Raw genomic sequence first — 14,153 nt, forward strand, 5'->3', positions numbered from 1 at the left:
CGGGCCGACCAGGGACCGGGGAGCGGGGCCGTTGCCATGCTGAACAGACCGGCTTGACACCAAATCCATCCACCATCGATTCTACGGCCGCGCCCGCCCGCACAAAAGTGCCTCTCGCTGCCGAAAGACCTTGCCAGGTCACGACTTTCTCCTCGTTGGCGGAAGGCTGGCGCCGCCCCTCCGTCGCCCAGACGGCACCGAACTAGATGAGGTCAGCTGACGGCTCCACAACCCCCCATCTCTGCACCCGCCCCGTGATCACGAACGTGCTCGAGGGCTATGCCGTCATTGATCATCGGGGCATTGTGCGCCGCCTCGGGCCGTAGCCGGGCCGGACGCGCCGACTTCGGCTGAGCACCTGACCATTGGGCGCCTGCGCCCATACCCACGACTCCGAAAGCTGACGCTGCCTGCGAACGCCGATTTCCCCACAGATCCGAAAGATCACCGATAGGGGCTGGCCTTGCATCGATCCGCCCGGGTATCGACCGCATGCAGCTGCTAGCTGTCCTCGCGAAAATTTTTGCTTGCTCGTGCTATTTTTGCTTGAGTAAGCAAAATTGCAAGTGGATGCACTGGAGTGGTCATGACGTATGCGCCGGACAGGGAATCGCTTGGGGCGCGGCCGATTCCGGAGTGGTATGGGCAGGCGAAGCTGGGCATCTTCGTCCATTGGGGCCTGTACTCGGTGCCTGCCTTCGCGGAGCGCACCGATGCGGACTATTCGGCGTTCATGCAGAACCTGGCGGCGGGCAAGACCACCGCTGACCGGATCCCCTATGCGGAGTGGTATCTCAACTCGATGCGGGTGCCGGGCTCGCCGACGGCGGTGCATCATGCGGCAACCTACGGTGCGGAGGTTCCCTATGCCGATTTCCGATCAGCGTTCGACGAGGCGGCGGGGTCGGTCGACTTCGCCGACTGGGCGCGGCTCTTCGCCGAGGTGGGTGCCCGGTATGTCGTCATGGTCACTCGTCATCTGGACGGATATCCGTTGTGGCCCACCGGTATCGAGAATCCACATGTCCCCGGCGCCTTCCGTTCCCGTCGCGATCTGGTGGGTGAGCTGACCGAGGCGGTGCGGGGACAGGGCATGCGGATGGGGCTGTACTACTGCGGCGGGATGGACTGGACGTTCCGGGAGCAGCCGCTCAGGACTATGACCGACCTGATCCGGCATCAGGCGCTGGGTCCGCGATACGCCCGGTATGCGGCCGCGCAGTGGCGGGAGCTGATCGACACCTATCGGCCCTCGATCCTGTGGAACGACATGGGCTGGCCCGCCGAGATCGACCCGCACGAAATCATGGCCCACTACTACGACACGGTCGGCGACGGCGTGGTCAACGATCGCTGGATGCAACCGAACCTGCCAGGCAACCGCCTCGCGCGCGCGGCGTATCTCGGGTTCATCGGTATCGCCCTGAAGGCAATGGCGAAGCGGGGCAGCGGGATTCCCGAGCCGGTCAAGAACTTCCACTACGACCTGGCAACCCACGAGTACTCTCCGCCCGCCACCGCACCGACCGGGGCCTGGGAGCTGACCCGGGGTCTGGGGAGGTCTTTCGGATACAACGCCGAGGAGACGAGCGCCGACACCCTCACGGGAACCGAGTTGATCCATCTGTTCGCGGACGTGGTCGCCAAAGGCGGCAATCTGCTGCTCAATGTCGGTCCCGATGGCGCCGGCCGGATTCCGGAACTGCAACTGCGCCCCTTGCGTGCGCTCGGCGCCTGGCTCTCACGAAACGGGGACGCGATCTACGACACCACCCCCTGGGAACAGACTGCGACCACCACGACCGCAGGCGATCAGGTCCGGTTCACACGCAAGGACGACACCATATTCGCGATCGTGCTGGCCGACCAGCACACCGGCGAGATCACCCTGCGCGACCTTCGAATCCCGCCGTCGTCCACGGTCGAACTCATCGGCGAGGCCGCGGAACTGCGCTGGCACCAGCACGATGACGACCTCACGATCCAATTACCGCCCGACGCGAATCCCCAACAGCACGCCTACGTCCTGACGATCACCCGGCCATGACGAGAAAGCAGGGGGAGCCCACGGCCATCGAGCGGGCCCGCCGGGCGCAGATCGTGCGGGCCGCGATCGACACCATCGCGGAAATGGGTTACGCGCGTGCGTCATTCAGTGCCATCGCGCGCACCGCCGGGTTGAGTAGCACCGGCCTCATCTCCTATCACTTCGCGAGCAAACAATGCTTGATGGCCGAGGTGATGCGCACAATCCTGGCCGAATTCACCGCGTTCGTCGCCGCGCGCAGCGACCACGGCACCCCGGCCGGACGCCTCGCCGCTTTCGTGACGGCCAACTGCGAGTTCATGCAAGGTCACCGCAACCACCTGGTGACGATGCTGGACCTGCAATCCGCCGCTCCGGATACCGAATCCCGTGATCGGCAGGCGAACTCGGATCGAGCGAAACTGGCCGAACTGCTGACAGACGGGCAGCACGAAGGCGATTTCCGGGACTTCGATCCGGACCTGATGGCCGGATTCATCCTCTCGCTCCGCAACGGTGTCATCCTGCGCGCCGCCTCCCAGCCCGGGTTCGATCTGGCCGCTTGCACCGACGAACTGCTCACCACGATCCAGCGCGCCACCAGCCCACAGCCAGCGCCACCAACGGCTTGATACATGAGTGAATGCCGACACGGCAGGAAGTCAGTGGCGTTACCCCGACGATCTGGAGTGGCACCGGAGCCACTACCTTTCGGCACAGTGTGCACGCTCTTCGGAATGGCGGTGCATCCCGCCGCGGTGCCGGCCTGAGGCGTTCGGCCGGGCGCTCAGCGGCATAGAGCGGACGTTGACTTTTGGTCATAGGGCTGACATTTCGGGCTCACCGACGATCGTGAGACCGACCTGCGCGGCCAGCCATGCCGCTCGTTCGGGATAGAAGGGGGCGGCATGGATATGGACGGTGTGATCGGTGCTCGGCTCATCCGGCCAGATGGTGCGCGCATTGAGGCTGACTGCGAGGTAAGCGCATTTCCCAGAGGTTCACCGAGCTGGTCGGGTGCGCGATCAACGGCGTCGAGAGCCAGGCTACGCAGGGTGCCCGGATTCAGAGTGCGATGAGTCCCGCGCTGGTCGACTGGAATCCGCAGGCGTCGAAGTAGAACGTCCGTAAGTGATCGTCGAAGTCGACGTGCAGCCATTCACACCGCGCAGCGCGCGCTCCCCGGACGGCGGCGGCGACAAGTTCGGCTCCGATCCCGCTCCGGCGCAGCTCACGGCTGACTAGAGTGTCCAGGACGAACGCATGGACGCCGCCGTCCCATGCGACATTGACAAAGCCGACGAGTTCGCCATCCTGCCGAGCACAGACCCAGCCGAGACTGTGGCCGTGGACCTGCGTCAGCCAGTCGATGTCGAGGACCGGGTGATCGAAACCCTCGGCATGCAGTATGTTGACGGCCGAGTTCTCGAAGTCGCCTCGCCACTCGTACGCGATCGTCATATCGCTAACCTAAGTCACATATTGTTTGCGACACAATTGATTTCCGTCGAGCGAAGTGTGTGCATTATTCCGCGAGTCAGACGGCCCATAAGTGGTGTGGCGAGTATGGTTGCGGCCGCCGAACCCATCAGACTCGAGGCCACCGGGCTGAAGGCGTCGTTAGCTTCCGCGCGGTTTCCAGCGCGGCCCGCGAAAGGTCAACGGGCCGAGCGATTCCCGACCACCGACAGTGCGCGCTCGTCATCCGCCAAGCAGTCGCCATACGACCAGAACTTCTGCGTATCTGCCTGTATGCGCGTGGGATTGGATGCACGTGCTGAGCGCGGCCCCGACTCATCCGTGGATGAACCGGGGCCGGGTAGTGGTCACGTCAGGGGTTGGCGAAGAATTCCTGTCGCGCTGTGGCGGCGTGCAGTGGATCGGGTTGGTCACGGGCCGCGAAATAGGTTGAGAAGGCTTGGTATTGCTGAATGAGTTCGGTTGATCCGGCCTTATACGCAAAGCTTTGTCAGACGGTCGGTGGCCTCGTGCGGGGTCAAGTCGACACCCTGTCGATAAGCGGCGTCGTAGTCGGTGCGGCCGAGCAATTTCGCGAGGACTTCCGCGCAGGCGCGCAGCTCGGTGTCGCCGTGGTCGAAGGAGCCGCGGATGGCCTGACTCAGGCCGAGCGCGGTGGCCGCGCCGGCCGGATCGCCCTCCAGCAACAGCAGTCTGGCCAGGAGTTGTGCAGCGACGGGGGCATCCATGATCGCCTGCGCCGCGTCGGCGGCGCGGGGCAGTAGTTCGCGGGCGCGTACGGCATCGCCTGCGGTGAGGAGGTTGGCGACCCGGGCAGGGAGCAGTCGAGCTTCGATAGTATTCGTGGGCAGGGTCAGCTTGCCGAGGAGTGCCTCCATCCGTTCGAGTTCTCGATCGGCGCGGTCGATATCTCCGGAGCGGCGATACAGTTCGGCCAGGATGCCGAGAATCTCGATCTCCAGCACCGCATGACCTCGCTGCGAGGCGGCTCGCTTTGCGGTGTCGATGTCGCGCTTGGCGCCGGAGAGGTCGCCGGCGCGCATCCGTTCGGTGGCGAGCCCGAGCCGGGTGGAGACCTCGTCCTGCGAGCCGAGGTCGGTGGCGATCACGATGCTCTGCTCGTAGGCGGCGATCGCCTGGGCGTGGTCACCGGCGATGGTGTGGATCTGGGCCAGACCGTACAGCGTCTTCGCAGTCCACCACCGATCGCCCAGCTCCTCGAACAGGCGCAGCGCCGCGGCCATCGCGGTCATGGAATTCTCTCGGGCGCCCCGTTCGCGATGCAGCATGGCTTCGATCATGAAGGTGCAGGCGATTGCCCAGCGGTCCGAACCGCTGCGCGCCCGGGCGACCTCCCGGGCGAGCAGTTCGTCCAGCCCGAGCATCGCCGCCAGCACCACCACGGTCGTCAGCAGCATCGGATAGCGGCGCAGCGCGCCGGTGCGCGCGCAGTCGTCGATGACCGCGCGCAACCGCTCGGGGTCGGTGAGCGGCCGGCCCTCGACGCCCATCAGGTGCAGGGCGGTGAAGGCGGCCCTGGCGTCCGGGGGGAGTGCGTCGCCGAACTCGGCGACCTTGGCGATGTAGTCCTCGGCCCGAGCGTCGTAGCGGAGCATGACCCAATACCAGTACAGCGGCCCGAGAATCCGGGCGGCGCTCGAAGCGTCACCGCTGTCGATGGCTGTCTGCAGGGCGAAGATCAGATTGTCGTACTCGGCCTGGAACAGCCGCAGCGAACCCAGCTGCTGGTCGGAGCGCAGCAGCGGCTCGTGTTCTTCGGTCAGGTCGGCGAAGTATCGGATGAGCCCGCGCCGGACGGCTTCGTCCTCGCCGGCAAGCCGGAGCTTGTCCGCGGCGTAGGCGCGGATGGTTTCCAGCATCCGGTACGCGTCACCGGCGCGTTCCACGATGGACTTGTCGACCAGGGAGTCGAGGAGGTAGACGATCTCGTCTGCGGGTAGTACCCCCGCCGAATCGGCGCAGACCGCCTCGATCCCGGCGGCATCTGCCCACGCCGGAAATATCGACATCCGGGCGGCCAGCGCGCGCTCTTGCGCGCTGAGTAGATCCCAGCTCCATTCGATGACCGCGTGCAGGGTCCGCTGGCGCGGTTGCGCGGTTCGGTTGCCGGTGCTGAGCAGCCGGAAGCGGTCATCCAGCCGTCGCGCGATCTGCTCGGCGCTCATGGTCCGCAGGCGCGCGGCGGCCAGTTCCAGGGCCAGCGGTAGCCCGTCCAACCGGCGCACGATGTCCAGAACCGGGGCCGCGGTTGTCCGGTCCAGAGCGAAGCTGGGTTGTACGGCCGCGGCCCGGTCGAGAAACAGCCGCACCGCGGCCGACTCGGAAGCGCGAACCGGATCTGCGTGCGCCGGGGGAAGATCGAGCGGGCCGAGGCGGCACAGCGTCTCACCCATGACCTCGAGCGGCTCTCGGCTGGTGGCCAGAATGGTGAGGTCCGGCCGGTGCTCGAGCAGATGCCCGGCGAACTCCGCGACGTGCGCCGAGATCTGTTCGCAATTGTCCAGTACCAGTACGCCTTCCCCGCCGGCGAGCAGGTTGACCACCCGCTCCAGCGGCGTGCCGGATAGCTGGGGATCGGCGGCGCCGAGGGTGCCCAGCACCGCCTCCGGCAGTCCGTCGGCCGTGCGCACTCCAGCCAGGGCAACGAGCCAGACCCGACCGCGCCGGTGAGCCCGATGCCGGCTCACCGCCTCTACGGCCAGCCGGGTCTTGCCCACTCCTCCGGGTCCCACGACGGTGACCAGCCGGGAGGTTTCCAGCGCTCCGGCCAGCAACTTCAGCTCGTCCTCCCGGCCGACGAAGCTGGTCAGCTGGGCGGGCAGACGTCCTCGCACCGCCTCCGGTCGAGATTGTTCGGCCCGGGGCTCACCCCGGAGTACGGCGAGGTGGGTGTTGCGAAGGTCCGCGGAGGGGTCGACGCCGAGCTCCTCGGCCAGCGTCGCGCGGACCTGCTCGAACACGGCCAGCGCCTCGGACTGGCGACCCACCGCGTGTAAAGCCCGCATTCGCAGCCCGGCCAGCCGTTCCCGCAACGGATGTGCCGCGGCCGCCGCGTCCAGATCGGCCAGGATCTCGCCGTGCCGGCCGAGCCGCAGCTTTGCCTCGAAGCGGTCTTCGACGGCCCCGGCACGCAGCTCTTCCAAGCGCGCGCCGGCCGCCCGGGCGAACGGGATGTCGCGCACGTCGGCCAGCGCGTCTCCCCGCCACAGCGCCAGCGCCTCGTCCAGCAGCGGGGCCGCCCGCTGCGCCTCGCCGGCGGCCAGTTCGCGGCTGCCTCGCTTCGCCAGTTCCTCGAACCGGGCCGCGTTGACCTGTTCGGTGCGTACGCGCAGGCGATACCCGCCGGCCACCCTCTCCACCACTGCGGCGTCGCCCAGGGCCTTGCGCAGCCGATGCACCAACGCGTGCAAAGCGTTGACGGTGCCGCCGGGCCCCCACAGCGCGTCGAGCAGCGCGTCGACCGACACCACTTCACCTGCGGCCAACGCCATTCTGGCCAGCAGCGCACGGATCATGGTGCCGCCCAGGTCGATCGACTCGCCCTCATCGGTATACGCCAGAACCGGCCCCAACACCTCGATCCGCACGCGCTCCAGGTTACCGATCGAGCACGGCCTTATGGCCCGCCTACGGGGCTGGAAGCGGGATATAAGCCGTCTGTCAGAGCTGCCGGAGATCGTTGCGGGACATCGGAAGAAACAACCCGGAAGGCAATGCAATGGCAGCGAACGAGAAGGTACAGCGGGTGCTCGACTGGTCGGTGGCCGAGATCGCCATCCCCGGCATCGTCGCCGAGGTCAAGAACGGCGACCAAACCTGGTTCGGCACCGCGGGCGTCGCCGACATCGAGACCGGCTCCCCGCGGGTGCCGGGCGAATACCTGCACACCGGCAGCAGTGGCAAAGCCTTCACCGCCACGACGATGCTGGCCTTGGAGGCCGAGGGCCGCCTCAGCCTCGACGACACGGTCAACACCTATCTGCCTGGCGTGCTGGACGTCGACGGCTACGACGGCGACAAGATCACCATCCGGCACCTGCTCAGCAACACCAGCGGACTGTTCGCCACCGGCCTGGCCCCGGAGGTCAGCTACCGCTACGCCACCCGCTCCGGTTTCGACCAGCATCGCTACGACACCTTCAGCACCGAGGAACTGCTGCGGGTGGCAGTGTCCCAGCCGCCGGTCTGTGCGCCCGGCGAACGCTTCGAATACTCCAACGGCGGCTTCTATATCGCCGGCGCGATCATCGAAAAGATCACCGGCAACAGTTATGCCGACGAAGTCGACCGCCGCGTCGTCCAGCCCCTCGGCCTGACCCACACCTGGGTACGGCCTACCACTGACACCGACTACCCCACTCCGCACCCGCACGGCTACTCACATCAGTTCCTGAAGGACGGCGCCGACCCGGCCACACTCACCCCCGAGAACTGGCAATCGCTGATGGAGGAGCCCGGCCTGCCGCCCCTGGACGTCACCGTGCTCAACTCCTCCCTGGGGTATGCGGCGGGGAACGTCGTCTCCACCACGGGTGACATGATCCGCTTCTTCAACGCGATAACCACCGGCAGCCTGCTACCGCCCGCCCAGCACCGGCAGATGTGGACCACCGTCTCCACCGAGGGCGGCTACTGGATGCCGCATGCCCGCTACGGCCTCGGTGTGTTCGAGTTCGACAAGCAAGCGACCGGTGGCCGGATGCTGCGCGGCATCGGCGGAAGCTTCTGGGGCACTTACTTCTTCGCGGTCGGTACCCCGGACGGTCAGCACACCGTCGCCGTCCACACGAACACCGAGTGGAAGTCCTGGGAGCCCATGCTCGAGATCATCGAAGCGGAGTTCGGCGTTTCCGTCGGCGCGTAAGTCCCCAAAATAGAAGACCCCGTCGCCCAGGGCGACATCGCCTTATGCGGCGGATGCGCTGGGGAGCCGACCTGCCGGTATGGCTTCTCCAGCGCGCCAGCACTTTTCGATTGCTGCCAAACCTGAGCACCGTTAGAGGAGTCCCCGACCATGCCCGCCTTTGCCCCCCTCGCCGCCCTCGCAACCGTGTCGATCACCGCGACGATTGGCCTGGCCGCCCCTGTCCAGGCGGCTCCGCCCGCCGAGTCCGACTCAGTGCCAATCGGTTTCACCGCCGATGCCAACGACACGTCGGCCATCATCACCCTCGACTCCGGCGCGCTCACCATCGAACATGGCGTGCTCGCGGTCGAAACAGCCACCGGTTCGGTGGTCGCGGGGACCGAATTATCCTTTCGTATAGACGATTTCGTTTTCCCCATCGACGCCGAGATCGATGGCCGTACCGCTACCTTGACCCCACTGCTGGATCCGGCGCACGCGGTCTACCGACCGGTCGCCCTACCTTTCGAGGACACCGCGCCGTTCAAGACACCGTACGAGCGTGAGCAGGCCGCCTGGGCGCGGATGGTGAGCACCCTCGGCGTGGGTGCAAGCATCGGCACCCTGGTCGGCGGGATCGGCGGCGCGGCCGTCGGCTGTGTGCTCGGCGGAATAGCCGGCGCCACGGTAGCGGCAGCGACCATCGTGGGCTTGTTCGGGCCGTTCATCCCCGCCGCCGCAGTCGGCTGCCTCGGCGGGATCGCCGCGCTCGGGGCCCTGGGCACCGTCGCCGGGCAACTGCTGGTGACCGCACCCATAGCAATCGCGGCAGCCGCACAGTATTTCGCCACCATCAACGCACCGATGCCGTCAGCCCCGGCTCCCTGAACGCGGAACCGGCGATGCTGGCCCGAGATGCCTTATGGGTCAACGGTTCTGATATCGAGATACCCAGAATGGCGCGGCCACCGTGCTATTGATCAGCGCCACGGTTTTCGACAGAAACCCACGAGATTCTCGAGGGCACTGCGCGACGAGTCCAAGGTGATCTGGCTGTCGCAGACCATCTGCTACGCCACCCAGAACCGTCAGGTCGCGGTGAAGGCGATGGCGCCGGAGTGCGATCTGGTGATCGTGGTCGGCTCCCGCAATTCGGCCAATTCGAGGCAGTTGGTGGCGGCGGCCAAAAGCGCCGGTGCGGCTGCGGCTCACCTGGTCGACTTCGCCCGCGAGGTGGATCCGGCGTGGCTGGTGGATGCGCGCACCGTCGGCGTCACCTCCGGTGCGTCGGTGCCGGAAAACCTGGTGCAGGGTGTGCTGGAAATGCTGGCCGAGTACGGTTTCGACGATGTGCGATCGGTGACGACCGCCGACGAATCCGTGGTGTTTGCGCTACCACGTCAGGTCCGGGGAAAGTGAGTTCGGTGCTGGATCCGTCGTCGCAATCATGAAATCCCGCAGAGGCCGCGGGGAGCTACGCTGCGTGTAGCCGTATCGGATTGTGCAGAAATCCGCGGCAAAGACCTGGAAGCGCAGCGGCACACAACAATTCGCCGCGCGGCGAGCACGTTAGACTCACGTGCAGCCTTGCTTGACGAAAGGTGATCCAGTGGCTGTCGATGATTTGGCTTGGGCGGACGGTGGGGAACGAGATTCGCTGGGGGAGATCTACTGTCTCACCTTCATCCGTGATGTGGATGCTGCGGAGGCGTTGCGGCGAATGGGCGGTCTGCCCGGTACGTTTGCGACCCGCACGTGGTCCGATGTCGGGGACCTGGACAACTTCGACGATGGATATCCCGAGATGGCGATGGCGTTACCGCTGGGTGGATGGACCGTCGTATACGAGTCGTACGGGTTCAACGGCATCAGCCTGACCTCCGCGCTGTCACACGGAACCGAGGCGCTATCGGTGCTGCGGCACGACTACGCGTCTGATGCGTTCGCTTATGCAGTCGATGGCGTGTTGATCACTGGGTTCGATCCGACCTGCCCTTACCCGCACCTACGGTACGGCGCCGATCCCGACCGCCTGCTCTCCCACATGCTCGACGTCGGATTCGCTATGGGAGACAACAAGGACGACGCGGACGACATTTTCGACGAGGATGGCGATTTCTACGAGGACGACGCTTTCGACACCAATCACGACCGCCCCCAGGGGCGTTGCCTACGGTTGATCGAACAGTTCACCGGCCGTCTGCCTACGTTCGAGGCACTCGAGGGCCCCTTGATGAGTGCACAGATCGAGCCCTGGTTCGCCCAAGCACGCAACGATCCGGCTGTTCGACCCGGCTACGACGGCCCTGTCGATGCGGTCACCGAAGTACGACGGCTTACCAGTCTGCACGGCTTGACCGACACTCCCGGCCTCGCTGACGCACTCGCCGCAGCAGAACGCGGAGAGCCGGTCTCGATCGCCCCCGACAGTTCACTCGGTGAGCATGTGCGCAGCTGGCTTACCGAGGACCGGCGCGCCCATAGGGCATTGAATGGCGGTGCAGGACGGTGGCGGATGACCGAGATCGAACGTGACCGCGCGTCCGACCTCGGGTTGTTCGCCCGCGCTCTCGGCGCCGCCATCCAACCCGGCCGCACCGCTGCGGGTTGACCGCACCAGAGCTGATCAACTCGGCAGAGTTCGTTTTCGGAAAGGTCCCAGCCCTGCGCGCGGGCGCGTCCGGGCATCTGGCAGCGCTCAATCTCGCCGCCGCACCGGAGCGGATGCGTCCGGCGGTCACTTTCCTGACCCTGTTCGTAGGTGTCGCTGCGGGCACCCTCTCCATGCAGGGCATCGAAAACCAGTACGGCGCCGCGGGCGGTGACGGGCAGCCGATGGCCGCCGTCAACTATCTGGTGGTGATCCTCATCGCCGCGTTCATGGCAATCGCGCTGTCCAACAACCTCATTGCCTCCATCGCCCGGCGCCGCACCGAATTCGCCTCGAGGCACTTGATCGGGGCAACGGTCGAGCAGTCGCGGCGGATGCTCGTCTGGGAAGCCGCCGCCGCCATCACTGTCAGCGCCGTCGCGGGCTGCCTCGGCGCGTTCGCGGGCACCGTGCCTTTCGCGATCGCCAAGACCGGCGACCCACTCGCAGCACTGGCGCCGCTGCCGTATTTGCTCGCTATCGCCGTCGGCACGGGCATCACTCTCGGTGTGACCGCACTGGCGGGCCGCCGCGTAATCGACACGGCCGCTGCATGACCGGAGGCCCGGACTGATTCTATGGCCTCGGGCAGATGAGGACCAACGCACGCACTGCCGATGTGCGTTCACTGATCCGTGTGATGTGGCGCCCGGCGTGGTGAGCTGATCCTCGTCGATGGTCATCGTTGACTGGACCTATGACCGCTATCGCTTGTGGAAGGAATCGATCATGAGCAGAGCCCGAACCAAATTCGTCGGGCCGGTTGGAATGGGATCTCGTCGGCGGGGGATGTGCACGGCGTTGGCGGTGACCGCGGCGATGTTGTGTGCCGGGATCGGTGCCTCGGGACCCGCCTATGCGGAACCCCCGTGGGAGGGTAAGTGCACGGGCAAGTACGTTTCGAAGGCGTCGGAGAAGGGGTTTGTCATTCAGGCGTGTCAGCGCGCTTACAGCGCCGCCGCTCGCGCACTCACCATCGCCGAAAATGAAGCCGTCGCCGAAGCCGTCGCCGAAGCTCTCTTCAAGGCCGATGAAAGTGCCGAGAACGTTCGCAAACTCACTCAGCAGCTTCTCGTGCATGCGGCAGATGCCTCACAGGCCGCCGACCGCGTCGACGAATGCTTCGACGCCGCCGGTGCCGTCGACGCTGCCGCGAACGCCGCCATCGAGGCCGCCGACCAGGTCGATATCATCATGCGAGCCAAGGCCGCCATCGACCTCAGCGGTGCTCGCTCTGCCGCCGACGCCGCCCAGAAGGCTCAGGACGAGCCCACGGATTCGGCGCTTGCCGACAAGGCAGCGGAGGCAGAGGAAAAGGCTGTCGAAATATTGAATAAGAGTGCGGGTAGTCCTGAGCTGGTGAGAATCCCGCGCCTTACTCCCACAGAGTAGTTGAGCTTTAGGGGGCATGACCAACGCCCGCAAGTCAGCGTAAGACGAGCGCTGAGTCGCATCCGCGGCCGTCCGCATCGGCCGAGTTGAGTGCGAAAGCTGGTGGCGCGGGGCTCTTCCCGCGCCACCCCAAGCTCACGACATCGGGCTGCTTCACAGTCAGTTTGTTCGGTGCCTTACTGTCCCCGGGAAGCGTTCGCGGCCTTGATGAAATCGATCTGGGCTGGTGACGGACCGCGGAACTCGTTCTGGATTCGTTCTGCGTTGTCGGCTTGCATCCGGTACAAACTGTCGCGCAATCCGGTATCACCACCGTGGAACTCTTCCAGCAACCGCATCCATCGCGCGGCCAATTGCTGAGCCTGCGGAGATGCCGGGTCCAGCCCGGCCTCGATTGCCGCGTCGACCTGCGAGATCAATTCGCCCCATCCTGCTTCGACCTGCTCGACGTGGGGCTCGCCGGATTGCTCCCGGCGGTGAGCGAGCTGTGCCAATTGCTCTTGCGTGAAATATTGCTTGACCGTGTCGTCGACCATGACAGTCCTCCTGATCAATTCCAGAAAGCGATCCGCGGAGATGTCGGGCCGGTTCTGCGCCGTTGCCGCAAGCGCGGCCACCAGAGCGTGCAGGGCTTGCGTCGCAGAGACCTGAGCAGCCAGAAAATCGCGATGCGCGGCCAGCACCTGGGTGATTGCCATGGTGCCGGCGAGCACGTTCGCGATCTGGTCCAGTCCCAGGCCCAGTTGACGCAAGGCCACCACCTGATACAGGTGCTGGACATCGGCTTCGGTATAGAGCCGGTGCCCGGTATTGGTGCGCCCAGCCGGGCTTACCAAGCCGATGCGGTCGTAATGATGCAACGTCCGGACCGTCAATCCGATCTCGGACGCGAGCTCACCGACCTTCCACACCTGCCCATTTCCCGGCTTGTCCATCCGCTTCCACTCGCTTCCACCGCCGCACCTCGCGCCGGTAACGCCGACGCTATGACCTGACGCTACGTCAGGAGCAACCGCGAATTTTCTGCTGGACCTCACAACAGCAGCGGCATGGAAACATCCAGCGGGCATGGTCCGGCACTGGCTGCGTACTCGGCTCGGTTAAGCATCGAGGGCGCTTGCCGGAAGTGCTGGATGGTTACGCGCCTATGGGCGTTTTGCAGTCGAACCCAAACACATTGCCATCTCCCTCGCCCGCATCCACGTCATTGCAAGTTGTGCCGAACATTTGCTTGTATTCCGTTTTCGTTTCATCTTTCCAGATAGTTTCAGCATTCTTGCTGAAGAATGACGCCATCCCAACCTTGCCGCTGGCAGGGGTTGAATCATTAGATGGCTTGCAACCTGTGGCGAGAAGAGTGTAGGTGGGGATAGTTACCGAGTAGTCCACCTTCTCTTTCTTGCCATATACGGTGGCTGAACCGGAACGCTGCTCCTGCACCGTGCCGCTCTCTGTTGCGGTCACCATTTCGCATCGATACTGGTATCGATCGTCAGCATTCGCCGTAGCTGACGGCACCACTAATGCTGCTGCGGCGGACAGCATGGCGATACTCGAACAGGTCCTCGAGATGATCACTGGCGCGCTCCTTCGTCGATCGAATAAAAGCGTCTGACCTGCGCAGAGTATCCCTAACTGCCATAACCAGCCGAGGCGACATTCGCCACTGGCGAGACACATCCGACGACGTCCCGCCAACCTGTCCAACCTGTCCAGCGCCGCGTCCGTGTCACAAGGAA

General features: G+C 65.3%; 11 protein-coding genes and 1 pseudogene. 8 read left to right on the forward strand and 4 right to left on the reverse strand.

Features of this window, described 5'->3' with window-relative positions:
* Positions 1-586: 586 nt before the first annotated feature.
* Entirely contained in the window at positions 587-2,047 is a 1,461-nt protein-coding gene (locus tag IBX22_RS34940; protein WP_194820115.1) for an alpha-L-fucosidase, read from the forward strand.
* Positions 2,044-2,658 carry a TetR/AcrR family transcriptional regulator gene (locus tag IBX22_RS34945; RefSeq protein WP_194820116.1) on the forward strand — a complete coding sequence of 205 codons (615 nt, stop codon included), beginning with the start codon at positions 2,044-2,046 and terminating at the stop codon, positions 2,656-2,658. The genes IBX22_RS34940 and IBX22_RS34945 overlap by 4 nt, the downstream gene beginning before the upstream one ends.
* Positions 2,659-3,091: 433 nt before the next feature.
* On the opposite strand, the gene IBX22_RS34950 is transcribed toward IBX22_RS34945, so the two are convergent.
* Positions 3,092-3,487, reverse strand: coding sequence for a GNAT family N-acetyltransferase (locus tag IBX22_RS34950; RefSeq protein ID WP_194820117.1), 396 nt, complete (start codon positions 3,485-3,487; stop codon positions 3,092-3,094).
* Positions 3,488-3,978: 491 nt separating this feature from the next.
* Complete coding sequence (locus IBX22_RS34955; RefSeq protein WP_194820118.1) at positions 3,979-7,113, reverse strand: BTAD domain-containing putative transcriptional regulator; 3,135 nt, start codon at positions 7,111-7,113, stop codon at positions 3,979-3,981.
* A 131-nt stretch (positions 7,114-7,244) separates the two neighbouring features.
* On the opposite strand from IBX22_RS34955, the gene IBX22_RS34960 reads away from it, so the two are divergent.
* From IBX22_RS34960 to IBX22_RS34985, 6 genes and pseudogenes are all read left to right on the forward strand, one after another.
* Complete coding sequence (locus tag IBX22_RS34960; RefSeq protein ID WP_194820119.1) at positions 7,245-8,390, forward strand: serine hydrolase; 1,146 nt, start codon at positions 7,245-7,247, stop codon at positions 8,388-8,390.
* A 150-nt stretch (positions 8,391-8,540) separates the two neighbouring features.
* On the forward strand, positions 8,541-9,260 hold the full coding sequence (locus tag IBX22_RS34965) for a hypothetical protein (RefSeq protein WP_194820120.1): 720 nt from the start codon (positions 8,541-8,543) through the stop codon (positions 9,258-9,260).
* Positions 9,261-9,398: 138 nt separating this feature from the next.
* Positions 9,399-9,791 (forward strand): annotated as a pseudogene (locus tag IBX22_RS34970) (4-hydroxy-3-methylbut-2-enyl diphosphate reductase); the annotation flags it as partial.
* A 190-nt stretch (positions 9,792-9,981) separates the two neighbouring features.
* On the forward strand, positions 9,982-10,983 hold the full coding sequence (locus IBX22_RS34975) for a DUF6461 domain-containing protein (RefSeq protein ID WP_194820122.1): 1,002 nt from the start codon (positions 9,982-9,984) through the stop codon (positions 10,981-10,983).
* Positions 10,980-11,579, forward strand: a complete 600-nt coding sequence (locus IBX22_RS34980) for an FtsX-like permease family protein (protein ID WP_194820123.1) — start codon at positions 10,980-10,982, stop codon at positions 11,577-11,579. The genes IBX22_RS34975 and IBX22_RS34980 overlap by 4 nt, the downstream gene beginning before the upstream one ends.
* A gap of 118 nt (positions 11,580-11,697) precedes the next feature.
* Entirely contained in the window at positions 11,698-12,414 is a 717-nt protein-coding gene (locus tag IBX22_RS34985; RefSeq protein ID WP_194820124.1) for a hypothetical protein, read from the forward strand.
* Between the two features lie 176 nt (positions 12,415-12,590).
* On the opposite strand, the gene IBX22_RS34990 is transcribed toward IBX22_RS34985, so the two are convergent.
* On the reverse strand, positions 12,591-13,349 hold the full coding sequence (locus IBX22_RS34990) for a MerR family transcriptional regulator (RefSeq protein ID WP_194820125.1): 759 nt from the start codon (positions 13,347-13,349) through the stop codon (positions 12,591-12,593).
* A gap of 202 nt (positions 13,350-13,551) precedes the next feature.
* Positions 13,552-13,992 carry a hypothetical protein gene (locus IBX22_RS34995; protein ID WP_194820126.1) on the reverse strand — a complete coding sequence of 147 codons (441 nt, stop codon included), beginning with the start codon at positions 13,990-13,992 and terminating at the stop codon, positions 13,552-13,554.
* Positions 13,993-14,153: the final 161 nt, after the last annotated feature.

The sequence above is a fragment of the Nocardia sp. XZ_19_385 genome, from assembly GCF_015355755.1.
In the GTDB taxonomy this organism is placed as follows: Bacteria; Actinomycetota; Actinomycetes; order Mycobacteriales; family Mycobacteriaceae; genus Nocardia.

Bases quoted from the DNA above. Each gene is read 5' to 3' on its own strand.
- IBX22_RS34960 (WP_194820119.1), top strand. From the start codon at position 7,245: ATGGCAGCGAACGAGAAGGTACAGCGGGTGCTCGACTGGTCGGTGGCC.
- IBX22_RS34985 (WP_194820124.1), top strand. From the start codon at position 11,698: ATGGTCATCGTTGACTGGACCTATGACCGCTATCGCTTGTGGAAGGAA.
- IBX22_RS34940 (WP_194820115.1), top strand. From the start codon at position 587: ATGACGTATGCGCCGGACAGGGAATCGCTTGGGGCGCGGCCGATTCCG.
- IBX22_RS34945 (WP_194820116.1), top strand. From the start codon at position 2,044: ATGACGAGAAAGCAGGGGGAGCCCACGGCCATCGAGCGGGCCCGCCGG.
- IBX22_RS34990 (WP_194820125.1), bottom strand. From the start codon at position 13,349: ATGGACAAGCCGGGAAATGGGCAGGTGTGGAAGGTCGGTGAGCTCGCG.
- IBX22_RS34950 (WP_194820117.1), bottom strand. From the start codon at position 3,487: ATGACGATCGCGTACGAGTGGCGAGGCGACTTCGAGAACTCGGCCGTC.
- IBX22_RS34965 (WP_194820120.1), top strand. From the start codon at position 8,541: ATGCCCGCCTTTGCCCCCCTCGCCGCCCTCGCAACCGTGTCGATCACC.